This window comes from Mesorhizobium sp. M8A.F.Ca.ET.057.01.1.1, assembly GCF_003952565.1.
Taxonomy (GTDB): domain Bacteria; phylum Pseudomonadota; class Alphaproteobacteria; order Rhizobiales; family Rhizobiaceae; genus Mesorhizobium.
Window position 1 is genome coordinate 4,815,788 of sequence record NZ_CP034454.1, and the last position, 22,121, is coordinate 4,837,908.

Sequence of the window (22,121 nt, forward strand, 5' to 3'; positions counted from 1 at the left end):
ATCTGTCTGTCGTCAGCGCAGCTGGCTGGCGTCCTCGCCTTCGGCCGAGGCGGACTGCTGTGCGATGCCGCCGGCGAGTTTCACCTTCAGGTCCTCGGTCATGAACTGCGTACCGGCGGCGACCACGATATCGCCCGGCTTCAATCCCTCCGCGACACGCACGCCATTGGCGGCGAACTCGGCGACCTTGACCGGACGGGCATGAACCGTGTCGGCGCCGCGATCGACCGTCCAGACGATCGACTGGCTGTCTTTCTCGGCGAGCGCGCTCAGTGGGATAGAGACGAGCTGCTTTTCGTTGGCTGCCGACGCCTCGATATTGGCGGTCATGCCGAGCAGCACGCGCGGGTCGTTGGGCAGGCTGACGCGGACGGCAAAGGTGCGCGACTGCGGATCGGCGCTGCCGGCGACCTCGCGGACCTTGCCGTCGAGCGCCAGAGCGGCATCGGACCAGAAGCCCGCCTTGACGTCCTTGCCCGGCTTGAACTGCGCGATCTCCATTTCCGGAACCGCGATCAGCACCTCCTTTTCGCCATCGACCGCGACAGTGATCACTGGCGTGCCCGAGCCAACCACCTGGCCGACATCGGCGTTGACCGCCGTGACGATGCCGTCCCTGTCGGCCTTCAGGTCGGTATAGCCGACCTGGTTCCTGGCTTGGGCAAGCGTCGAGCGGGCGGAGTCCCGCGTGGCGACGGCCTGGTCATAGGTCAGCGTCGCCTGTTCGAGCTGCGATTTCGGCGCGAAATTCTTGGCGAAAAGCTGTTCGGCGCGCTTGCGGGCGAGTTCGACGGTCTCGACCTGACGTTCTGAGGCATCCAGCGCGGCCTGCGCGCTCTTGACCGACAGGTCATAGTCTGAGGGATCGATGCGGGCGAGCACATCGCCGGGCGCGACGTGCTGGCCGATATCGACGAGACGCTCGGTGATCTTGCCGTTGACCCGGAACCCCAGTGTGCTCTCGGTGCGGGCGCGCACCGATCCGGAATAGGACAGCGTGCGGGTGTCATGCGCCTTCGCGATCTCGACGACCTTGACCGGGCGGATGATGTCCTTCACCTCCGCTTTTTCCTGCGAGCAGCCGGCAAGCCCAAGCGATGCGATGATCAGGCCGGCGGCTGGCAGCTTGCGAAGGATGGAACTGGGCAAAAACATCTTGATACTCCCGACTGGAGGCGGACTGTCGACACCGGCACCGGCTGGCGGCGGCTATTTCAAGGCTCTGATGGCGTAATCGATGAGCTCGTCGGGCATCGCCCGATTGGTCTTGGCGAGGCACTGCGCCACCATCTGCGGATGGCACAGGATGACGGTGGCGGCACCGAAACAGCGCGATGCGGTCACCGGGTCCTGTTTCCTGAACTCGCCAGCCTCGATGCCCTCGCGGATCACCTCGGCGAAGAGATCGTGGATGCTGTCGACATGCTTGTCGATGACGCCCCAGTCGCGCTCGAGGGCAACGATGACCATCTCGTGGACCTTCTGGTCGTCGAGCATAACCTCCATCGTCATCTTGTACTGGGCATGCACGTAGCGCCGCAGCCGCTCCTCGGCGCTGATCGGCAGGTGCATGATCTCGTAGGCCATCTTGTAGCTGGCGCCGAGCATCCGGCCACAGACGGCCTGGTGGATTTCGACCTTGGAGGCAAAGAAACGATAGATATTGGCCGGCGACATGCCGAGTTCACGGGCAATGTCGGCGACATTGGTCTTGCCGTAGCCATAGTGCCGGAACAGGCGCTCGGCGCAATCGAGAATGCGCGTCACATTTTCCTGTCGGGCGACGTCGGCGACGATGTTGGCGGCTTCGGACATAGCTCTCCGTCAAATAACGAGTGACGAATTTCGATTTTCATCACTCGTAAATCGAAAAGAGCACTATGTCAACGCGGATTCGACGTACGCGTACGATAGGTGACAGATGGTGACATCCAATAGACGTCACAAGACGCCCCCAGGATGCGGGCCTCTGAAAGTAATGCTCTCGGAAGGCCCACGGAGGGCTTCAGGCGACCTTGGCCATTTCCCGCAGCCGGAATTTCTGGATCTTGCCGGTCGAGGTCTTCGGTATTTCGGCGAAGATCACCGCCTTTGGCACCTTGAAGCGGGCGAGCAACATCCTGCAGTGCTCGATCATCTCGGCCTCGCTCGCCTCCTTGCCCGGCTTCAGCTCGACATAGGCGACAGGCACCTCGCCCCATTTGTCGTCATGGCGTGCGACGACGCCGCAGGAGGCGACGGCGGGATGCTTGTAGAGCGCGTCCTCGACCTCGATCGAGGAAATGTTCTCGCCACCGGAGATGATGATGTCCTTGGAGCGGTCCTTGAGCTGGATGTAGCCGTCTGGGTGCATGACCCCGAGATCGCCCGAGTGGAACCAGCCGCCGGCGAAAGCCTCGTCGGTCGCCTTGCGGTTCTTCAGGTAGCCCTTCATGACGATGTTGCCGCGGAACATGACCTCGCCGATGGTTTCGCCGTCGGCGGGCGTTTCGGCCATGGTTTCGGGATCCATCACCGTCAGGCCCTCGAGCGCGGCATAGCGCACGCCCTGCCGTGCCTTCTTGCCCGCCCTCGCCCCTTGTCGAGTGCGTCCCAGCCATTATGCCATTCGTTGACGACAGCCGGACCGTAGGTCTCGGTCAACCCGTAGAGATGGGTGACGGCGAAGCCGGCGTCGGCCATGCCCGACAGGACGGCTTCGGGCGGCGGCGCGGCAGCCGTGTTGAAGGTGACCGTCTGCGCAAACGCGCGCTTGTCCTCCTCCCTGGCGTTGATCAGCACCGACATGACGACCGGCGCGCCGCACAGATGCGTGACGCCATGATCGGCAATGGCGTCGTAGATCGGCTTCGGCCGCACCCAGCGCAGGCAGACATGCGTGCCGGCCTGGACGGCCAGCGTCCAGGGAAAGCACCAGCCATTGCAGTGGAACATCGGCAAGGTCCAGAGATAGACCGCATGCTTGGCCATGCCGGCATGGATGGTGTTGGTGTAGGCCATCAAGGCAGCGCCACGGTGGTGATAGACGACGCCCTTGGGATTGCCTGTGGTGCCCGAGGTGTAGTTGAGCGAGATGGCGTCCCATTCGTCGTCGGGCATCGACCAGGCGAACTCCTCGTCGCCATTGGTGACAAAGGCCTCGTAGTCCACCGTGCCGACCCGCTCGCCTTTCGGGTAGGGCGCATCAGCGGCGTAGTCGGGATCGTCGTAATCGATGACCAGCGGCTTGACCTTGGCCAGACCGAGCGCCTCTCCCACGACTGCGGAAAACTCACGATCGACGATCAGCACCTTGGTCTCGGCATGGTCGAGTTGGAAGGCGATGACCGCGGCATCGAGGCGCGTGTTGAGCGAATGCAGCACGGCCTTGGTCATCGGCACGCCGAAATGCGCCTCCAGCATTGGCGGCGTGTTCGACAGCATGACCGTCACCGTATCGCCCTTGCCGATGCCGTGCCTGTGCAACGCCGAGGCGAGCTTCAGGGAGCGGCGCCAGAAATCGCGGTAGCTGATGCGCTGCCTGCCGTGAATGATGGCAATATGGTCGGGATAGGTTTTGGCCGCGCGCTCCAGATAGGTGAGCGGCGTCAGCGGCTGGTGGTTGGCGGCGTTCCTGTCGAGATCCTGTTCGTAGGGATTGGCCATCCCATCCTCCCCAAAGTCTTTTCGAGCTTTCTAACCCCAGGTTCGTCGTCACGCTATCCCCTTGGACGGCTGAAAATGCTATGCTGCGCCAACTTGCTGGAATGGTGATCTCCATCGAGCCGTACCGGCAGAAGATCGCTTCCTGCCCATCCAAATTTGACTTTTGTCGAGAGCCGTGACTATTGTCAGCCAAGGAGGTGGCATGGCGATCCGACCGGCAGAACAGCTCATTCACAAGGCGGCCTGGCTTTACTATGCCCATGGGCTTCGCCAGGACGAAGTGGCCAATCAGCTCAACATTTCGCGCGCCTCGGTCGCCATGTATCTGCGCAAGGCGCGCGAGACAGGCATCGTCAACATCTCGACCTCGACGCAGCTCTTCACTGACGACGTCATGGCGCGCAGGCTGGAAGACGCCCTGAAACTCGACGCCGTCTGGATCGCGCCGGAAAACGCCTATCTCGCCGACCCTTCGACCGATATCGCGGTGCTGGCGGCAAGCGTGTTCCTGGAACTCGTCAGGAAGGGCGACCGCATCGGCGTTGCCTGGGGCCGCACCGTCTACACCATCGCCGACATCATGTCCTATGCCGACCTGCAGGACGTCACCGTGGTGCAGCTCTGCGGCAATCTCGGCGCGCCCTACTCCTACCGGCCCGACCAGTGCACCATGGAAATCGCGCGCCGGCTCAACGCCAAGGGCCTCAACTTCTACGCGCCTCTGGTGCTGTCGACCGAGGACCTCGCGCAAGGCCTGCGCGCCGAGCCGGTGATCCGCGACCAGCTTGCCGGGATCAGCGACTGCGATCTTGCGCTCTACTCCATCGGCGCGGTCGATGCCGACAGCCATCTGGTGAAGTGCGGCGCGCTGACGGCGGCCGAGATGGCGGCACTGCGCAAGGAAGGTGCCGCCGGCGTCATCGCCGGGCAGATCATCGACGCCGGTGGCGAATTGCTCGACTGCAGCTACAACCGGCGGGTCATCTCCGCCGGGCTCGCTTCGCTGCGCGTCATCGGGAAACGGCTGATGGTCGTGCAGGAAGACAGCAAATTCGAGCCGCTGCTCGCGGCCATCGCCGGCGGCCTCTGCACGCATCTGGTGGTCGGCGCGCATATGGCGCAGCGGCTGCTCGATCATGCCGGAGCGTCAGCAGGAAAGGCATCCTGAAAATCAACCCTTTGCCGACGCATTGTCATCAAGGCGTCGCGGCATTCCTGTTTCACCACCTAAAGACAGCAACTGGACGAAGCGAACATGAAAAATCTGTGGAACGACGACGCGGCCGAGAAACTCGTTGCCGACTATGCGAAGAAGGGCGTCGGCCGCGACCTCGCCGTGCGTGTCTACACGACGCGGCTTCTGGGCGGCGTGCCACAGCTGGTCCTGCATGGCGGCGGCAACACCTCCTGCAAGATCAAGGCGACCGACCTCGTCGGCGACGAGTGGGACGTGCTGTGCGTCAAGGGCAGCGGCTGGGACATGGCCGTCATCGAGCCGCAGGGCCTGCCCGCCGTCAAGATGGGCGCCCTACTCAAGGCGCGCAGGCTGGACAGGCTTTCCGATGAGGACATGGTCGCGCTGCAGCGGGCAAACCTGATCGACCCTGCCTCGCCCAACCCATCGGTCGAGACGCTGCTGCATGCCTTCCTGCCGCACAAATTCGTCGACCACACCCACTCGACCGCCATCCTGGCCATTGTCGACCAGGAAGACAGCAAGCCGCTGGTGGAAAAAGTGTTCGGAGCAAAAATGGGCTACGTGCCCTACATCATGCCGGGCTTCGATCTCGCCAAGGCGGCGGCCGATGTGTTCGACGCCGACCCAACGGTAGAAGGCCTGATCCTCGATAAGCACGGCATCTTCACCTTCGGCGACGATGCCAGGCAGGCCTATGACCGGATGATCCACTATGTGAACGTCGCCGAAGACTATGTGGCCAAGCATGCCAAGCCCAAGGCGGCCAAGGCAGCATTGCCGGCAAGGCTGGCGACGCCGGCTTCCATCGCGCCCATGTTGCGCGGCGCTGTCGCGGCGCCACGCGGCGAAGGCCGCTTCGACCGCATGATCAGCGACTTCCGCACCTCCGACGCAATCGTCGATTTCATCAATTCGGCCGACATTGCCGACTATGCCGGGCGTGGCGTGTCGACGCCGGATCTGTCGATCCGCATCAAGACCGGACCGATGGCCGTGCCGGCGCCCGATGCAGACAAGGCCGGCGACTACAAGGCCGTCATCAAGAGCCATGTCGACGCCTTCGTCAGCGATTACCGCGCCTATTTCGAGACCAATGACTCGCTTGACGACGTCAAGCGCACCATGCTCGATCCCATGCCGCGGCTGACGCTGGTGCCGGGACTCGGCATGTTCGGTCATGGCCGCACGCTGAAGGATGCCAGGATCGCATCGGACGTCGGCGAGATGTGGATCGAGGCTGTGCGCGGCGCCGAGGCGGTCGGGCGCTTCCACCCGTTGTCCAAGGCGGACCTGTTCCCACTCGAATACTGGTCGCTGGAGCAGGCCAAGCTCGCCTCCAACAAGCCGAAGCCACTGACCGGACAGGTGGTGCTGATCACCGGCGGCGCCGGCGCGATCGGTGCGGCGACCGCAAAACTGTTCGCCGACAATGGCGCTCATGCCGTCGTTGTCGATCTCGACGCCGAAAAGGCCGCCGATGCCGCCAAAAAAGCCGGCAACAATTCGATCGGCGTTGGCGCCGACATCACCGACCCGGCCCAGATGCGTGCCGCCTTCGACAAGGCGGTCGCCGTCTTCGGCGGCGTCGACATATTGGTGTCCAATGCCGGCGCTGCCTGGGAAGGCCGCATCGGCGAGCTTGACGATGCGCTGCTGCGCAAGAGCTTCGAGCTCAATTTCTTCGCCCACCAGTCGGCGGCGCAGAACGCCGTGCGCATCATGCTGGAACAGGGCACCGGCGGCGCGCTGTTGTTCAACACCTCCAAGCAGGCGGTCAATCCGGGCCCGAAATTCGGCGCCTATGGCGTGCCGAAAGCAGCGACGCTGTTCCTGTCCAGGCAATACGCGCTCGACTATGGCGCCCATGGCATCCGTTCCAACGCGGTGAATGCGGACCGTATCCGCTCCGGCCTTTTGACCGACGCGATGATCGCCAGCCGTTCGGGCGCGCGCGGCGTGTCGGAGAAGGAATACATGTCAGGCAATCTGCTCGGCCAGGAGGTGACGGCGCAGGATGTGGCACAGGCCTTCCTGCATCACGCACTGGCCGATCGCACCACCGCCGACGTGACGACGGTCGACGGCGGCAACATCGCCGCGGCGCTGCGTTAGAGCCGTTCCGCATTTCACGGAATCGCCGACGGCTCTAACTCTTTGTTTTTGCGCAATTCCGAACGGAAAACCGCTTCACACTTTTCCTGGAATTGCTCTAGGCATCTCCCGACCGGCAACAAAAAGGGCGGCTCACGGGCCGCCCTTTTCCGTCCTGTACTGGCGAGCCTTACTTAGCGTTCGGGTTCGGCATCCAGGCGGGCATGGCGACATCGGCATGCGCGAACTGCGGCAGCTTGGCCGACAGGTCTTCCATGTTCTTGATATCCTTGTCGATCAGCTCCTTCTGGGTGATCAGCGTCGGCGGCACGATGACGTTGTGGCCGGGATCTTCGCCGGCGAGCAGCTGCGCCAGCGCGCGCACCGAGACCTGGCCGACGACGGCCGGGTTGGTCGCCGCGGTCGCGGCCCAGGCGCTGTCGGGCTCGCGCATCGCAGCGATGTCGGACGTCGAAATGTCGGCCGAATAGATCTTGATCTTCTTGTTCAGGCCGGCTTCGTCGACGGCGATCTTCACGCCCTTGGCGAATTCGTCATAGGGGGCAAACATCACGTTAATGTCGGGGTGCGCCGACAGCACCGAGCGCGCCTGGTTGGCGACGGAATTGGCGATCGGATTGTCGAGCGTGCCGAACATCGCGGCTTCCTTGATGCCGGCATATTTCTTCTTCACGTCGACCCAGGTTTCGTTACGGCGGTCGAGCGGCGCGATGCCGGCGACATAGACATAGCCGGCATTCCAGCTTTCACCATTGTCCTTGACCGCCTGCTCGAGCGCCAGCCGCGCCAGGTCCTTATCCGACTGTTCGACTTGCGGGATCTTGGGATTTTCGACATTGACGTCGAAAGCCACCACCTTGATGCCGGCGTCGACGGCACGCTGGGCGGCGTCCTTCATCGATTCCGTCAGGCCGTGCTGGATGATGATGCCCTGCACGCCGAGCGCGATGGCCTGGTCGACCATGTCGGACTGAAGCGCGGCGTCCTGGCGGCTGTCGAGCACGCGCAAGTCGATGCCGAGCGCCTTCGACTGCGCTTCGACGCCCGAGAGATAGGCCTGGAAGAAGTCGCCGGTCGAGAGATAACGGACCAGCGCGATCTTGACGCCCGGCTTGTCGAACGGCGCCGGCTTGTCCGCGGCAAATGCCCCTGGATCAGCATGGTTGCGCCGGCCAGCCCGAGCGCCACCTTCCCCAGAACTCTTCTTGTGATGTTCACCTTGTTTTCCTCCACTTTTGTTGAACCCAAAATCCTGTCCGGCCGAATGCTAGCCCCTGCCCCTGCCCGAAAGGGCAAAGGTGAAGACAAGGGCGACGACCAGAACCACGCCCTTGACGAAATCTTGCGTGTAGTAAGGCGCGTTCATCATCGTCAGGCCTTGCAGCAAGATGCCGACGAACAGCGCGCCGACGGCGGTGCCGAAGGCGTTCGGCTTGGCGGCGCCGAGCACCGCGTAGCCGATCAGCGCCGCGGCAACCGCATCGAGCAGCAGATTATTACCCGAGGCGATGTCGCCGCGTCCAAGCCGGGCGGCGAGCAAAATGCCGCCAATGGAGGCAAAAACGCCTGAAATAACGTAGGCCCAGATCTTGTATGCCTTGACAGGCGCGCCGGCGAGTTCGGCGGCGCGCTCATTGGAGCCGACCGCATACATCATGCGGCCGAAGCGGGTGTATTCGAGGAAGAACCAGATCAGCACCGCCAGCACCAGAAGCACGACGACCGACACCGGAATGAGGTTCGGGATGAAGAAATCGAAGCGGTGGCGGCCGAGCGCCAGGAAGGCATCGGAGAATTTGCCGTTGGCGACCGAGCCGTCGGGCATGGTCATGCCGGTGGCAATCGAGCGGCCCTCGGTCGGAATGCGCTGCAGGCCGACCAGCAGGAACATCATGCCGAGCGTCGCCAAGAGGTCCGGCACGCGCATGTAGACGATCAGCCAGCCATTGATCAGGCCGACAAGAGCGCCGATCAACAGGCAGACGACGACCGCCACGACCGCGTTCTGTTCCAGCACCACCATAACATAGGCCGCCGCCATCATGGCCGAGGTCGCGACCGAGCCGATCGACAGGTCGAAGCCGCCGACCACCAGGGTGGCGGTGACGCCGAGCGCCAGCACGCCGGTGATGGCGACCGACTGGAAGATGAAGACGGCGCTTTGCGGCGAGACGAACCCATCGGCGGCGATCGCGAAATAGGCGACCAATCCGAACAGCAGCACGATGAACCCATAGCGGATGGCATAGTCGCGCAGCGTCATTCGGCGCACCCCGGCGCCGCTGCCGTTTTTACCCAACTCCAACCCATGGTCTCTCCATTCTAATTCCATTCACCGCCACCCTCAGGCAGCGCTGTGCAGCGGTCCGCCGGCGACCTCGGCCAAAAGGCGGTCGAGGTCGACATCGGCATTGCGGTGTTCGCCGACGATCGTATGCTCCGACATCACCAGGATGCGGTCCGCCGTCTCCAGCGCTTCGTCGAGTTCGGTGACGAACAAGAGCGTGGCACGGCCATTGGCGCTTGCCCTCAGCTTGGCGGCGATGTCGCGCCTTGCCGAAATGTCGACGCCCTGGAACGGCTCGTCGAGGATGAACAGCGCGGCATTCTGGGCCATCCAGCGGGCGACCATCACCTTCTGCTGGTTGCCGCCGGACAGCGCCGACATCTCGTCCTTCTCCGAGCGGCAGACGATGCCGAGTTGCTCGATCTGCCGGCGCGCGGTAGCGCGTTCGAGGCGGCGTTTGAGCACGCTGAAATTCGACATACGCTTCAGGAAAGGCAGGCTGACATTGCGCTCGATGTTGAAGCCGCCGATGATGCCGCTGCTGGCGCGATCCTTGGCGACGAGAAACACGCCGGCGGCGATCGCGTCGCCCGCCGAGCGCGGCGCGTAAGGCTTGCCGTTCATCGTCATGGTGCCGGCGAGCGGCCGGCGCACGCCGAACAACGTTTCGGCAAGAGCGGTCTTGCCGACGCCAACGAGGCCGGTGACGGCGACGACCTCGCTATCGCCAAGCGTCAGCGAGATCGGCCGGGCACCCTGCGCGATGCGCAGCCCCTCAATGGTCAGGACCGCTCTGGCCGAACTCCTGGCGACGATCTGGTCGAGATGGATCTTGCGGCCGAGCATGGCGTTGACTGCGCCTTCATAGTCGAGCGGCTTGGTGTCGAAGGCGCCCGAGACGACGCCATCGCGCATCGAGACGATGCGGTCGGCGAGCCGCCTGATATCCGACATGCGGTGCGAGATATAGAGGATCGCCACGCCTTGCTCGCGCAGCCGGTCGACCAGCGCGAACAGCCTGTCGGCTTCGGCACTGGAGAGCGACGAGGTCGGCTCATCGAGGATCAACACTTTCGGCTGGTGCGCCAGCGCTCGGGCAATCGCCACCATCTGGCGGTCGGCCAGCGACAGATCGCTGACGCGCGCCTTCAAATCGATGGCCAGCCCCATGCGGTCGGCGACCGCCTTGGCTTCGCGGCGCACGCGGGCGGGGTTGAACAGGGTCGGTACGCCCCGGCCGCTCAGCCTGTCGAGCGTGAGATTAGTGGCGACATCGAGGTCGGCGACAACACCGTCATTGATGTTCTGGTGGACGGTGACGACGCCGGCGCGGATCGCTTCCGCCGGCGTGTTCGGTGCGAAGTCCTGGCCGGCGAGCATCATGGTGCCGCCGCCACGCTCGTAGACGCCGCTGACGATCTTGACGAGGGTGGATTTGCCGGCGCCGTTGGCGCCCATCAGCACGGTCACTTCACCGGCATGGAGGTCCAGCGCGATGCCGCCAAGCACCTCGTTGCGACCAAAGGATTTCCTCAGTCCCTCTACGCGGAACACGGCATTGCCGACCATGCGTTCCTCCCTGACGACGACGCTATGGTCAATATCGGCAATTGTCAACACGATTGACAATTGCCAGACAGCTTCCTAGCTTGGCCCCGCCGCCAAGGCTCCCTTATGATCGGAGCACACAGGCGGGAGGGACGAGGATGACTGGGAAATTGCCGTTTGAAGCATTGTCGGTGGAGACGCTCGCAACACGTCTCGGCACGAACGAAGCGCTGTGCGCGAAGATCGGCAGGGACGCGAGCGCCTGGAAAGTCCGCGAAGTCGGCGACGGCAATCTGAACCTGGTGTTCATCGTCGAAGGCGCCGGTGGCGGAGCCATCGTCAAGCAGGCCCTGCCCTATGTCCGCCTCGTCGGCGACAGCTGGCCGCTGCCGTTGAAGCGCTCCTTCTTCGAGTATCACGCGTTGACCCGGCAAGAGGCGCGTGCGCCGGGCTCGGTGCCGGCGATCTATTACTTCGACGAGACCCAGGCGCTGATCATCATGGAATATCTGGCACCGCCGCACATCATCCTGCGGCGGGCGCTGATCGAGGGCCGGCAACTGCCCAACATCGCCAGGGATATCGGCCTGTTCATGGCCCGCACCCTGTTCCGCGGCTCAGACCTGTCGATGGTGACCAAAGAGCGCAAGGCGGACCTGGCGTTGTTCGCGGACAATGTCGAGCTCTGCGACATCACCGAGAACCTCGTGTTCTCAGACCCCTACTTCGACGCCAAGATGAACCGCCACACCAGCCCGCAGCTCGACGCGTTGGTTGCCGAGTTGCGGGCCGATCGCGACCTCAAGGTCGAGGCGCAGCGGCTGAAGCATATCTTCGCCGCCAATGCCGAGACGCTGCTGCATGGCGACCTGCACTCCGGCTCGATCATGGTCACCGACCAGGAGACGCGGATGATCGATCCGGAGTTCGCCTTCTACGGTCCGATGGCGTTCGACGTCGGCATGCTGCTCGCCAACTTCTGGATGTCGTTCTTCTCGCAACGCGGACATGAGCAGAACGGCAAGCGCGATGCCATGCGCGCCTATCTGCTCGGTGTGACCAACGAGACATGGGCCGTGTTCCGCGCCGAGTTCTCTGTGTTGTGGCGCAGCGAGCGCACCGGCATGCTCTACCAGAGAAGCCTGTTCGAGGATCAGGGCGACATACTCGCCGCCGAGCAGGCGCTCGACCATGTGCTGCACCAGATCTGGACCGATCTGCTCGGTTTTGCCGGCATCGAGGTGCACAGACGCATCCTCGGCCTCGCTCACAATGCCGACTTCGAGACCATTGCCGATGAAGATGTACGCGCCAGTTGTGAGGCGAAGGCGCTGAAATTCGGCCGCCACATCGCCGTCAACCGGCGCCAGATTCACAGCATCGACGAGGTCAACAATCTGGCCGCGCTGATCGAACAGGAGAACAGTATTTGAACGTCGGCGACCGCCACTATCGGACCATCTGGCTCAGCGACGACGGCCGCTCGGTGGAGATCATCGACCAGCGCTGGCTGCCGCATGAATTCCGCATCGAGAAGCTCGGCACGGTCGCGGGCGTCGCCACCGCGATCCGCGACATGTGGGTGCGCGGCGCACCGCTGATCGGAGTCACTGCGGCCTATGGCGTCGCCATGCAGATGACGGGTGACGCATCCGACGAAGCGCTCGATGCCGTCTGGGAAACACTGCACGAGACACGACCGACGGCGATCAACCTGCGCTGGGCACTGGACGAGATGCGGCGTTTCCTGCGGCCGTTGCCGCCGGAACAACGCGCCGCGGCCGCCTATCGGCGCGCCAGTGAAATCGCCGACGAGGACGTTGAGCTGAACCGCGCCATTGGCAAGAACGGCCTTGAAATCATCAAGGCGATCGCGGCGCGCAAACAGCCGGGCGAGACGGTCAATATCCTCACCCACTGCAATGCCGGCTGGCTGGCGACCGTCGACTACGGCACAGCCACTTCACCGATCTATCTCGCCGTCGAGGCCGGCATTCCCGTGCATGTCTATGTCGATGAAACACGCCCGCGCAACCAGGGTGCCCAACTGACCGCCTGGGAGATGGCCGGCCACGGCGTGCCGCACACGCTGATCGTCGACAATGCCGGCGGCCATCTGATGCAGCGCGGCGCGATCGACATGGTCATCGTCGGCACCGACCGCACGACTGCCGATGGCGATGTCTGCAACAAGATCGGCACCTATCTGAAGGCGCTCGCCGCCGCCGACAATGACGTGCCGTTCTACGTCGCGCTGCCCTCGCCCACCATCGACTGGACAGTGGGCGACGGGCTTGCCGAAATTCCGATCGAGGAGCGCTCGGGCGACGAGGTGTCGCTGGTCTGGGGCAAGACCGCCAAGGGCGAGATCGCCCAGGTGCGTGTGTCGCCCGAAGCGACGCCGGCAAGGAACCCCGCCTTCGATGTGACGCCGGCACGGCTGGTGACCGGACTGATCACCGAGCGCGGCATCGCCAAGGCCTCGCGCGAGGGCTTGAAGGCGATGTTCCCCGAGCGGGCATAGCGTCGGACCGAGCAGCGTCATCCGCTTCTGGAGCGGTTCAGCGTTTGATAAAATCGCCGACCGCTCTAACCCTTTGCTCTAATACAGCGGCTTGCTCATGTGCTTTGGCGTCGGCCACTGCGCGGTGATGCCGGGTTGCACCGGCCGTTCGAGGTAAGTCGCCAGAACCACGTAGCTGCGTGTCGAAGTGACTCCGGGTGTCTCGTAGAGGCGCAACAGCAGGCCTTCGAGTGCCTTGGTGTCCTCGGTACGCACCTTCAGCAATACGCAGGTATCGCCGGCGACGGTGTGGATCTCCTCGACCTCGGGATATTCCGAGATCGCCATCAGTTCCGGGGTCTTGCCCCAGCCACTGGTGTCGATGTGGACGAAGGTCAGCAGCGGCTTCCTCACCGCGTTGGGGTCGATGATGGCTGATGTGTTGCGGATGGCGCCGCTGCGCCGGAGCCGCTTGACCCGCTCATGCGTGGCCGGCGGCGACAGGCCGACGCGATCGCCGAGTTCGGCGTAGCTGACGGTCGCGTCGTCGACCAGAACGCCTAATATTTTTCGGTCGGTCGCGTCGACGTCCCGGGCCGCCGGCCTGTTCCGCGGAACGCCATCTGTTTCTTGATCCATGTCGATATTCCCGATTGTCACGGAATTTAATGCGGCCATTATGATGATATGTCGAACAATGATCAAGCTGCAGCCTTGGGCGCGGACACCAGGCCGCCCATCCCGGGCCTCGCCTATCTGCTGACCGGATGCATCGCCGTGATCGGCTCGAATTCGCTGGTGCTGGGTCCGATCGCTCCGGCGGTGGCCGTATCGTTCTCGACCAGTGTTCCCATGGTGATGATGGCAGCGGCTGCCTTCGGCCTCGGCACATCGGCGAGCGCCCTGTTCCTGGCACGCCATATCGACCGGGTCGGCGCGCGCCGGATGCTGCAGGCGGCCTTGCTGCTGCTGGCATTGGCCCTGGCCGCCAGTGCGGCCGCGCCGACGGTGATCGCGCTGGTTGGCGCGCAGCTTGTCGCCGGCATTGCAGCCGGCGTCGCCATGCCGGCGATCTATGCCAGTGCCGCGGCCATCGCGCCGCCCGGCCGCGAAAGCGGCACGATCGGCGTGGTGCTGACCGGATGGACGCTCAGCATGGTGGCCGGCGTTTCCCTGTCGGCGGTGCTTGCCGATCTCGTGCACTGGCGCGCCGTCTTCGCCGCCGTGGCGCTGCTGGCCGCCCTGGCGCTCGGCGGCCTCACCGCGTCGTCACTCCCGGATGTCAGGAAGGCGGGCCCGGCGCCCGCTCCGCTCGCCGCACTGAATACCCCGGCATCGTGCCCCTCCTGGTCGCCTGCGGCGCCTTCATGACCGCCTTTTACGGCGTCTATGGCTATCTTGGCGACCATCTCCACAACGGGTTGGGACAGCCGGTCAGCGCCAATGGGCTCGCCGCCCTCGCCTATGGCGCGGGCTTCGGCACGGCGGCGCTCTTCGACGGCATCATCGATCGCCTGGGCGCCCGGCGCGTCATGCCTTTCGCCTATCTTCTGGTCGCCATGGTCTATGTGGCGATCGCGGCGACCAGCGACAGCTACGGCCTGACGCTCGCCATGGTGGCGGCCTGGGGGCTTGCCAATCATTTCGGGCTGAACGTGCTGGTGATGCGCCTGTCGGCGCTCGATCCGTCACGGCGGGGCACGATCATGGGCCTGAACAGCGCGGTGACCTACCTCGCGGTGTTTGTCGGCACCACCGGCTTCGGGCCGCTCTATTCCGACTTCGGCTTTGCCGCCTGCGCGATGGTCGCGGCGGTGCTCATGCTGATTGCCGCCTCGGCCGCAGCGTGGCGCAGCCGGTAGAGCCAGCGTCTCATCGCATTGCTCCAGTCGACAGAACGTGATTGGCCACCAGCCCTTGGCGCGTTGACAGCGGCACCCCTGCCCTTCCATACAAAGCCGTTAATGTTCTCAGGGCGGGGTGAAAGTCCCACCGGCGGTAAGGACTCTCAGATTGCGCATGAGGCCTTTCCGAAAACCGTTTCCGGTTTTCGGGGTCATGCGCGGGACCCAAGCCCGCGAGCGCCTTCCAGCAGTTGGAAGGGTCAGCAGATCCGGTGTGATTCCGGAGCCGACGGTTAAAGTCCGGATGGAAGAGAACGAAACGGAAAACGAACCGCCCCGGCGGGTCGGATTTCGTATCGTGCGTCCTGATTCTGGTTCGAAACGGAAGGATGGACCCATGAATCAGCATTCCCACAAAGACTATGAAACAATCCGCATCGCCGTCATCAGGGCGCGCTGGCACGCCGACATTGTCGACCAGTGCGTGCAGGCGTTCGAGGCCGAACTGGCCGAGATCGGCAGCGGGCGCTTTGCCGTCGACATCTTCGACGTGCCCGGCGCCTATGAAATCCCGCTGCATGCCAAGACGCTCGCCGGCACCGGCCGCTACGCCGCGATCCTCGGCACGGCGTTCGTCGTCAATGGCGGCATCTACCGGCACGACTTCGTCGCCAGCGCCGTCATAGACGGCATGATGAACGTGCAACTTTCGACCGGGGTGCCGGTGCTTTCGGCGGTGCTCACGCCGCACAATTTTCACGACAGCGCCGAGCATCACCGCTTCTTCTTCGAGCACTTCTCGGTCAAGGGCAAGGAAGCGGCCAACGCCTGCGTGCAGATTCTCGCGGCGCGGGAAAAGATCGCGGCATGAAATCTTCCCGGCCGGGTGGAAATCGCGATAACACCCGGTAGTATTTGCGAAAATACCGAGTTCGGGAGGATGCCGGTGCAGACCAAGAAGATCATCAATGACGGCAACCGCGCCGTCGACGAAATGCTCGAAGGGATCCTGGCCGCGCATCCTCGCCATCTCGCAAGCGTGGACGGCAGCCCGCGCTCGATCATCGCCCGCGACGGGCCACGGCCCGGCAAGGTCGGGCTGGTGATCGGCGGCGGTTCCGGCCACGAGCCGACCTTTCTCGGTTTTGTCGGCAAGGGGCTGGCGGACGCGGCGGCAATCGGCAACGTCTTTGCCTCGCCACCACCGGATCCGATCCTGGAATGCGCCAAGGCGGTCAGCGGCGGCGCCGGCGTGCTGTTCATGTACGGCAACTATGCCGGCGACGTGATGAATTTCGACATGGCGGCCGAGATGGCCGGCATGGACGACATCGAGGTGCGCACGGTGCTCACCACCGACGACGTCGCCTCGGCGCCGCGCGACCAGCGGCAGAAGCGCCGTGGTGTCGCCGGCAATTTCTTCATCTTCAAGGCGGCCGGCGCGGCCTGCGACCTCCTGCTCCCGCTCGACGAATGCGAACGCATCGCGCGCAAAGCCAACGACCACACCTTCACCATGGGCGTGGCGCTGTCGCCCTGCTCGCTGCCGCAGACAAGGCGGCCGAATTTCGAGATCGGCGCGGACGAAATGGAGATCGGCATGGGCATCCATGGCGAACCCGGCATCGCGCGCGGCAAGCTCGGGACCGCCGACGAAATTACCGACGAGATGCTAGACAAGATTTTCGACGAGATGGCGCCGAAGAGCGGCGACAAGGTCGCGGTGCTGGTCAATTCACTGGGCTCGACGCCGCTGATGGAACTCTACATCATGAACCGACGGGTCAAGCAGAGATTGGACGCAATCGGGGTCTCCATCCATGCGACCTGGGTCGGCAATTACTGCACGTCGCTGGAAATGGCCGGTGCTTCGGTGACGCTTTTCCATCTCGACGAAGAATTGCAGGCGATGCTCGACCACCCCTGCGATTGCGCCATGTTCCGTGCCGGCTGAGGAGCGCCCCATGACCATCGGTGCCTCCGACCTGAAAAGAATGTTCGACGCGATCGCGGTGGCGATCGAGGCCGACAGGGACCGGCTTTGCCAGCTCGACGGCGTCATCGGCGACGCCGACCACGGTATTGCCATGGCGCTCGGGTTCGACGCCGTGCGCGATGCGCTGGCATCGCTCGACCTTGCGGCGACCGAGCCGACCGCGCTCCTCAACACGGCGGCGAAATCGTTCCTCAATGCCGTCGGCGCGTCCTGCGGCCCGCTCTATGCCACGGCCTTCATGCGTGCAGCCGCCGCAGTCAAGGGCAAGGCGACGCTGGCGGATGCCGAATTCATCGCCCTGCTGCAGGCCATGGCGCAAGGCATCAAGGATCGCGGCAAGGCCGAGATCGGCGAAAAGACCATGGTCGATGCCTGGCAACCGGCGGCGGAAGCGGCTGGCGCCAGCAATGCAGGGGGAAAGAGCCTTGCCGACAGTCTGCAGGCAGCCCTTGCCGCTGCCGAGCGCGGTGCTGAATCGACCAAGGACATGATCGCCGCCAAGGGCCGCTCGTCGCGGCTCGGCGAACGGTCGCTCGGGCACATGGACCCGGGCGCGGCCTCAGCCGTCACCGTCATCGGCGCGATGACGCGGAGCCTGGCTTAGGCCTTCGCCGCGTCGAGCTTGTTGATCGCCTGGACGTTGCCGGCCGACGGCCCCTTCTCGTCGAACTCCGAGGCCAGCCACGTATCGACAATGGCCTTGGCCAGTTCCGGACCGATGACGCGGGCGCCCATGGTGATGATCTGGGCATTGTTGGATTTCGCCGCGCGCTCGGCCGAGTAGGTGTCGTGGGTAAGCGCGGCGCGGATGCCCGGCACCTTGTTGGCCGAGATCGAGACGCCGATGCCGGTGCCGCAGAACAGGATGCCACGGTCGTTCTCGCCTTCGACGATCGTCTGGGCGAGTTTCTGCGACAGGTCGGCATAGAAGCCCGCCTGGCTGAGGTCGCTGACGGTGAGGCCGGGCTTGGTCGCCAGATGCGCGGCGATGACGTCGAGCAGCGGCTTGCCGGCGCTGTCGGCTCCGATGGCTATTTTCATTTTTGTCCTTTCCAGTTCGATTGATTCAGATCGCCGCGGAAGCGCGGCGCAGGATGTCGATGTAGCCTTCCGCCTGCCAGGCGGAGCGGCCGATGAACAGGCCGTCAATGTTGGGCTGGCCGATCAGCTCGGCGGCATTGCCGGGATTGACGCTGCCGCCATAGAGCACCGGCGGCACGGACGGCAGCACGCCGGCGGCGACCTGCTTGATCAGCGCCTGCTGCTTGTCGGCATAGTCGGAACTGGCCGGGATGCCCTTGTCGCCGATCGCCCAGACCGGCTCGTAGGCGAACAGGATTTCTGCTCCCCTCGCCTCGTCGTCGAGGAATTGCAATGCACCCTCGACCTGAGCGGTCAGCACCGCATCGGCCTTGCCGCTTTCGCGCTCGGCCAGCGTTTCGCCGACACAGATCAGCGGTATCAGTCCATGCCTGACCGCCGCCGCTGTCTTCAGCCCGACCGTTCGGTCGGTCTCGCCGAAATGTTCGCGCCGCTCGCTGTGGCCGAGTTCGACCAGGTCGAGGCCGCAATCGTTCAGCATCACCGGCGAGATCTCGCCGGTCCAGGCGCCGGCATCGGCCCAATGCATGTTCTGCGCGCCGACCTTGATGCGCGTTTCAGACAGCGCCCGCTTGACCTCGCGCACCGCCGTGAAGGGCGGGATGACGAAAGGCTGGATGCGATCGTCGAACCCGGGAACGAAGCCGGCCAGCACCTCGGCGAAGGCCAGCGCCTCGGCCAGCGCCTTGTTCATCTTCCAGCTTGTACCGACCCAGTAAACCACGCGTACTCTCCTTGACCCTCAATCCTTATCGGCGACGACCGTCAGCGAAACCCCCGCCGCATCCAGCGTCGAGCGCATCCCGGGCTCTGGCTCGCGCCCGGTGAAGACGGCGTCGAATGCCTTGAGATCGGTCAAAAAATGCAGCGCGCTGCGGCCAAACTTGCCGTGATCGACCAGAAGGTATTTGCGGGTCGCCGCGGCCATCATCAGCCGCTTGGCCTGCACCACTTCCTGGTCTTGATGGAATGCGGAGGCGCCGTGGATGGCGGATGAGGACAGGAAGGCGACGTCGGCGCGCAGCGACCGCAGCGACGCCTCTGCGAGCAGGCCGAAGAAGCCATGGAATTTCTTCGAGTACTGGCCGCCGAGCGCGATCAGGTTGATGCCTCCGGCGCCGGCCAGATCCTGGATGACGGCGAGGTTGTTGGTGATCACGGTCAGCGGCCTGAGATCGGCGAGATGCCGCGCGATGCCGCCCGCCGTCGAGCCGTCGTCGATGATGACCGTCTGGCCGGGTTCGATCATGGTCACGGCGGCCGCCGCAAGGCGCTGCTTTTCCCCGATCGCCTGCTTCTGCCGATAGCGGAAATCGCTTTCAAAAAGGCTGCTCGGCTGGATCGAGGCGCCGCCGCGCACCTTGCGCAGGAAGCCGCTCTCCTCGAGTTCGTCCAGGTCGCGATGCACGGTCATCCTGGAGACGCCGAAACGCGAAGCGAGGTCGTCGACGCTCGCCGCCCCGGCGTCCACCAGGAAATCCATGATGCCTTGCCGTCTGTTGTCGCTCTTCATTATCGCCGACCCGCCAACGCAGAACTCTGGCTGCTTGATCGAGCCCAGATATAGCAGGTATCATCGCACATGTATCACTATTTTTGTGATAATGTGATATTTTCATGGGATATTTCGCCGCCTTTTATCGCGACGCTGTAACAAGAATTGCGGCCGGGACGGTCTGTCACGGTTGCGGTTGCGCGGAATTCCGGCCAGAAGCATCGGTGGGCTGAACGATGCGCGGACAGCCCGCAACCACGGGTTTGAAACCAGATACGGGAGACTAATCGTTGGCTCGCATCACATTGAGACAATTGCTCGATCACGCCGCCGAATACGGCTATGGCGTGCCGGCCTTCAACATGAACAACATGGAACAAGGCCTCGCCATCATGGAGGCCGCGGAGGAGACCAAGTCGCCGGTCATCCTGCAGGCAAGCCGCGGCGCTCGCGCCTACGCCAATGACGTCGTGCTGGCCAAGCTGATCGACGCACTGGTGGAAATCCACCCGGACATCCCGGTCTGCATGCATCTCGACCATGGCAACAACGAAGCCACCTGCGTCACCGCCATCCAATACGGCTTCACCTCGGTGATGATGGACGGTTCGCTCAAGGAGGACGGCAAGTCGCCGGCCGACTATGCGTATAATTCTGGCATCACCAAGCGCGTCGTCGACATGGCGCATTGGGGCGGCGTCTCCGTGGAAGGCGAGATCGGCGTTCTGGGTTCGCTGGAGAGCGGCGGCGGCGAGGAGGAAGACGGCCACGGCGTCGAAGGCGCGATCAGCCATGACCAGCTCTTGACCGATCCGGTGCAGGCCGAACAGTTCGTGCGCGACACCCATGTCGATGCGCTGGCGGTGGCTATGGGCACCAGCCACGGCGCCTATAAATTCTCGCGCAAGCCCGACGGCGCGGTGCTGGCGATGAACGTCATCGAGGAGATCCACCGCCGGCTGCCGAACATGCATCTGGTCATGCACGGATCGTCCTCCGTGCCGGAGGACCTGCAGGAGATCATCAACAAATATGGCGGCAAGATGAAGCCGACCTGGGGCGTGCCGGTGGAAGAGATCCAGCGCGGCATCAAGCATGGCGTGCGCAAGATCAACATCGACACCGACAACCGCATGGCGCTGACCGGCGCGATCCGCAAGGTGCTGACCGAAAACCCGAGCGAGTTCGATCCGCGCAAATACCTGACGCCGGCGATGGCGGCGATGAGGAAGCTCTGCAAGGAGCGCTTCGAGCAGTTCGGCACGGCCGGCAATGCGCCGAAGATCAAGCCGCTGCCGGTCTCGGAAATGGCCAAGCGCTACAAGTCGGGCAGCCTCGACCCGAAGTTCGGCTAAGTTCGATCCATCTGCATTTTACGGGCAGGAGCCCTACCGGCTCCTGTCCATTTCTATCCAGCGTTCGGCAGCAGGTCAGCCCTGCCGGTCTCGATGAAGGGCGCCCAATAGTCGACCGACTCGCGGATCATGGCGACCACCTGGTGGTCGACCGGCTCGCGCTCGCGGAACGACAGTTCGAGACAGATTTCGTTGTCGGTGCCGCCGCCGCGCCGCACCGTCTCCAGCAGCTTTTCAGGCGTGATGCGGCCGTCCTTGTTGTGGGCTGCGGTGAACGGCCAGTGGCCGCCCTTGTTCATCGACGATTGCTTGATGTGAATGATCGGCGACTTCAGGGGAAGGCTTCGGCCCAGGCATAGGGATCGATGTCGGCCGGGTTGGAGGAGGTCACGTCGCCATGGTCGATGTCGACCATCATCTCAAGCGGAATGGCCATTCCGGCCGCATCGATCGCATCCTGCAGCCTCAGGCAGTTTTCGATGGTGTGGCCGAATTCGCGGGCGACCGACATCGGCTCCCAGAACAGGTAGGTCAGGCCTGCCGCCCGGGCGTGTTCGGCGACCTCCCTCCAGCAGTCCAGCGCGATATCGAACAGACGCGCGCGGCGGTCAGGATCGTCGAAGTCGCGATGCGTGAAGATGGCGAACTGCGTGCCCATGCCGCCGGCGCCAAGCTCAGCCGAGATATCGGCGAAGGTCTTGAACCAGTCGACATAGTAGCGACGCACGTCGGCGTCGGGATGGCCGAAATGGTTGAGCCGGCCGTAGGGGCCGGTCATGCCGGAAGTGACGCGCACGCCGGTGCGGTTCAAGGCGTTGCGGAACAGGCGGACGAATTTGACGATCGTCGCCGCCGGCCAACCCGGATTGACGAATTCATGTGTGAGCTGAATGTCCCTGATGCCGATGCCGTAGGCGATGGTGTCGATCAGATCGTCCGGCTCGGCGAAGCGGTTGACCAGCGGATTGGTGTTGAGGGAGAGCGTGAAGGCCAAGGTCGCGATCCCTTCAACGCCGTCGCCGAACAGGGGCCATGAG

The 22,121-nt window shown here is 63.9% G+C and carries 16 protein-coding genes, 4 pseudogenes and 1 riboswitch; of the genes and pseudogenes, 9 read left to right on the plus strand and 11 right to left on the minus strand.

Annotated features, from left to right (window positions below):
- Positions 1–12: 12 nt before the first annotated feature.
- From EJ077_RS23010 to EJ077_RS23020, 3 genes and pseudogenes are all read right to left on the minus strand, one after another.
- A complete protein-coding gene (locus tag EJ077_RS23010) occupies positions 13–1,155 on the minus strand; it encodes an efflux RND transporter periplasmic adaptor subunit (protein ID WP_208696529.1) in 1,143 nt (380 codons plus the stop codon).
- 54 nt (positions 1,156–1,209) lie between these two features.
- Entirely contained in the window at positions 1,210–1,815 is a 606-nt protein-coding gene (locus EJ077_RS23015; protein WP_127277604.1) for a TetR family transcriptional regulator, read from the minus strand.
- Between the two features lie 190 nt (positions 1,816–2,005).
- Positions 2,006–3,645, minus strand: a pseudogene (locus EJ077_RS23020) (acyl-CoA synthetase).
- A 202-nt stretch (positions 3,646–3,847) separates the two neighbouring features.
- Between EJ077_RS23020 and EJ077_RS23025 the strand changes: the two are divergent.
- Both EJ077_RS23025 and EJ077_RS23030 read left to right on the plus strand, forming a co-directional pair.
- Complete coding sequence (locus tag EJ077_RS23025; protein ID WP_208696531.1) at positions 3,848–4,813, plus strand: sugar-binding transcriptional regulator; 966 nt, start codon at positions 3,848–3,850, stop codon at positions 4,811–4,813.
- 87 nt (positions 4,814–4,900) lie between these two features.
- Positions 4,901–6,955 (plus strand): bifunctional aldolase/short-chain dehydrogenase, encoded by a 2,055-nt coding sequence (locus EJ077_RS23030; RefSeq protein ID WP_208696533.1) that lies wholly within the window; start codon positions 4,901–4,903, stop codon positions 6,953–6,955.
- A 169-nt stretch (positions 6,956–7,124) separates the two neighbouring features.
- On the opposite strand, the pseudogene EJ077_RS23035 reads toward EJ077_RS23030, so the two are convergent.
- The 3 genes and pseudogenes from EJ077_RS23035 to EJ077_RS23045 form a co-directional block, all read right to left on the minus strand.
- A pseudogene (locus EJ077_RS23035) lies at positions 7,125–8,173 on the minus strand (substrate-binding domain-containing protein).
- 49 nt (positions 8,174–8,222) lie between these two features.
- Positions 8,223–9,218 (minus strand): ABC transporter permease, encoded by a 996-nt coding sequence (locus EJ077_RS23040; RefSeq protein ID WP_208696535.1) that lies wholly within the window; start codon positions 9,216–9,218, stop codon positions 8,223–8,225.
- 81 nt (positions 9,219–9,299) lie between these two features.
- Entirely contained in the window at positions 9,300–10,811 is a 1,512-nt protein-coding gene (locus EJ077_RS23045; RefSeq protein ID WP_208696537.1) for a sugar ABC transporter ATP-binding protein, read from the minus strand.
- A 137-nt stretch (positions 10,812–10,948) separates the two neighbouring features.
- On the opposite strand from EJ077_RS23045, the gene mtnK reads away from it, so the two are divergent.
- Both mtnK and mtnA read left to right on the plus strand, forming a co-directional pair.
- Positions 10,949–12,223 (plus strand): S-methyl-5-thioribose kinase, encoded by a 1,275-nt coding sequence (gene mtnK, locus EJ077_RS23050; protein ID WP_208696539.1) that lies wholly within the window; start codon positions 10,949–10,951, stop codon positions 12,221–12,223.
- Entirely contained in the window at positions 12,220–13,314 is a 1,095-nt protein-coding gene (gene mtnA, locus EJ077_RS23055; RefSeq protein WP_208696541.1) for an S-methyl-5-thioribose-1-phosphate isomerase, read from the plus strand. The genes mtnK and mtnA overlap by 4 nt, the downstream gene beginning before the upstream one ends.
- Positions 13,315–13,392: 78 nt before the next feature.
- Here mtnA and EJ077_RS23060 read toward each other — a convergent pair whose 3' ends face one another.
- Positions 13,393–13,932: an Lrp/AsnC family transcriptional regulator gene (locus EJ077_RS23060; protein WP_208696543.1), complete on the minus strand. Its 540-nt coding sequence runs from the start codon at positions 13,930–13,932 to the stop codon at positions 13,393–13,395.
- Between the two features lie 48 nt (positions 13,933–13,980).
- On the opposite strand from EJ077_RS23060, the pseudogene EJ077_RS23065 reads away from it, so the two are divergent.
- The 4 genes and pseudogenes from EJ077_RS23065 to dhaL all read left to right on the plus strand — a co-directional run bounded on the left by EJ077_RS23065 (position 13,981) and on the right by dhaL (position 17,737).
- Positions 13,981–15,155, plus strand: a pseudogene (locus EJ077_RS23065) (MFS transporter).
- A gap of 100 nt (positions 15,156–15,255) precedes the next feature.
- A riboswitch (FMN riboswitch) is annotated at positions 15,256–15,457 on the plus strand.
- Positions 15,458–15,534: 77 nt separating this feature from the next.
- Entirely contained in the window at positions 15,535–16,008 is a 474-nt protein-coding gene (locus EJ077_RS23070) for a 6,7-dimethyl-8-ribityllumazine synthase (protein ID WP_208696545.1), read from the plus strand.
- A 75-nt stretch (positions 16,009–16,083) separates the two neighbouring features.
- Complete coding sequence (locus tag EJ077_RS23075) at positions 16,084–17,091, plus strand: dihydroxyacetone kinase subunit DhaK (protein WP_210212135.1); 1,008 nt, start codon at positions 16,084–16,086, stop codon at positions 17,089–17,091.
- Positions 17,092–17,101: 10 nt separating this feature from the next.
- The gene (gene dhaL, locus EJ077_RS23080) at positions 17,102–17,737 is read left to right on the plus strand and encodes a dihydroxyacetone kinase subunit DhaL (protein WP_208696550.1); all 636 of its coding nucleotides are present in this window, start codon (positions 17,102–17,104) and stop codon (positions 17,735–17,737) included.
- Here the strand turns inward: dhaL and EJ077_RS23085 are convergent.
- From EJ077_RS23085 to EJ077_RS23095, 3 genes are read right to left on the minus strand one after another with little or no spacing between them, the layout of a single operon-like run.
- Complete coding sequence (locus EJ077_RS23085; protein WP_127276395.1) at positions 17,734–18,174, minus strand: RpiB/LacA/LacB family sugar-phosphate isomerase; 441 nt, start codon at positions 18,172–18,174, stop codon at positions 17,734–17,736. The genes dhaL and EJ077_RS23085 overlap by 4 nt on opposite strands.
- A 25-nt stretch (positions 18,175–18,199) precedes the next feature.
- On the minus strand, positions 18,200–18,928 hold the full coding sequence (locus EJ077_RS23090) for a triose-phosphate isomerase (protein ID WP_245458799.1): 729 nt from the start codon (positions 18,926–18,928) through the stop codon (positions 18,200–18,202).
- Between the two features lie 48 nt (positions 18,929–18,976).
- A complete protein-coding gene (locus EJ077_RS23095; protein ID WP_208696554.1) occupies positions 18,977–19,747 on the minus strand; it encodes a DeoR/GlpR family DNA-binding transcription regulator in 771 nt (256 codons plus the stop codon).
- A 272-nt stretch (positions 19,748–20,019) separates the two neighbouring features.
- On the opposite strand from EJ077_RS23095, the gene fba reads away from it, so the two are divergent.
- The gene (gene fba / locus EJ077_RS23100; protein ID WP_208696557.1) at positions 20,020–21,084 is read left to right on the plus strand and encodes a class II fructose-bisphosphate aldolase; all 1,065 of its coding nucleotides are present in this window, start codon (positions 20,020–20,022) and stop codon (positions 21,082–21,084) included.
- Between the two features lie 53 nt (positions 21,085–21,137).
- On the opposite strand, the pseudogene EJ077_RS23105 reads toward fba, so the two are convergent.
- Positions 21,138–22,078: pseudogene (locus EJ077_RS23105) on the minus strand (sugar phosphate isomerase/epimerase family protein).
- Positions 22,079–22,121 lie beyond the last annotated feature (43 nt).

Excerpts from the sequence above, each read along its gene's own strand:
- EJ077_RS23095 (WP_208696554.1), bottom strand. The coding sequence starts at position 19,747 with ATGAAGAGCGACAACAGACGGCAAGGCATCATGGATTTCCTGGTGGAC.
- EJ077_RS23010 (WP_208696529.1), bottom strand. The coding sequence starts at position 1,155 with ATGTTTTTGCCCAGTTCCATCCTTCGCAAGCTGCCAGCCGCCGGCCTG.
- EJ077_RS23070 (WP_208696545.1), top strand. The coding sequence starts at position 15,535 with ATGAATCAGCATTCCCACAAAGACTATGAAACAATCCGCATCGCCGTC.
- EJ077_RS23040 (WP_208696535.1), bottom strand. The coding sequence starts at position 9,218 with ATGACGCTGCGCGACTATGCCATCCGCTATGGGTTCATCGTGCTGCTG.
- EJ077_RS23015 (WP_127277604.1), bottom strand. The coding sequence starts at position 1,815 with ATGTCCGAAGCCGCCAACATCGTCGCCGACGTCGCCCGACAGGAAAAT.
- EJ077_RS23045 (WP_208696537.1), bottom strand. The coding sequence starts at position 10,811 with ATGGTCGGCAATGCCGTGTTCCGCGTAGAGGGACTGAGGAAATCCTTT.
- EJ077_RS23030 (WP_208696533.1), top strand. The coding sequence starts at position 4,901 with ATGAAAAATCTGTGGAACGACGACGCGGCCGAGAAACTCGTTGCCGAC.
- EJ077_RS23085 (WP_127276395.1), bottom strand. The coding sequence starts at position 18,174 with ATGAAAATAGCCATCGGAGCCGACAGCGCCGGCAAGCCGCTGCTCGAC.
- EJ077_RS23060 (WP_208696543.1), bottom strand. The coding sequence starts at position 13,932 with ATGGATCAAGAAACAGATGGCGTTCCGCGGAACAGGCCGGCGGCCCGG.
- EJ077_RS23090 (WP_245458799.1), bottom strand. The coding sequence starts at position 18,928 with ATGAACAAGGCGCTGGCCGAGGCGCTGGCCTTCGCCGAGGTGCTGGCC.
- EJ077_RS23025 (WP_208696531.1), top strand. The coding sequence starts at position 3,848 with ATGGCGATCCGACCGGCAGAACAGCTCATTCACAAGGCGGCCTGGCTT.
- dhaL (WP_208696550.1), top strand. The coding sequence starts at position 17,102 with ATGACCATCGGTGCCTCCGACCTGAAAAGAATGTTCGACGCGATCGCG.
- mtnK (WP_208696539.1), top strand. The coding sequence starts at position 10,949 with ATGACTGGGAAATTGCCGTTTGAAGCATTGTCGGTGGAGACGCTCGCA.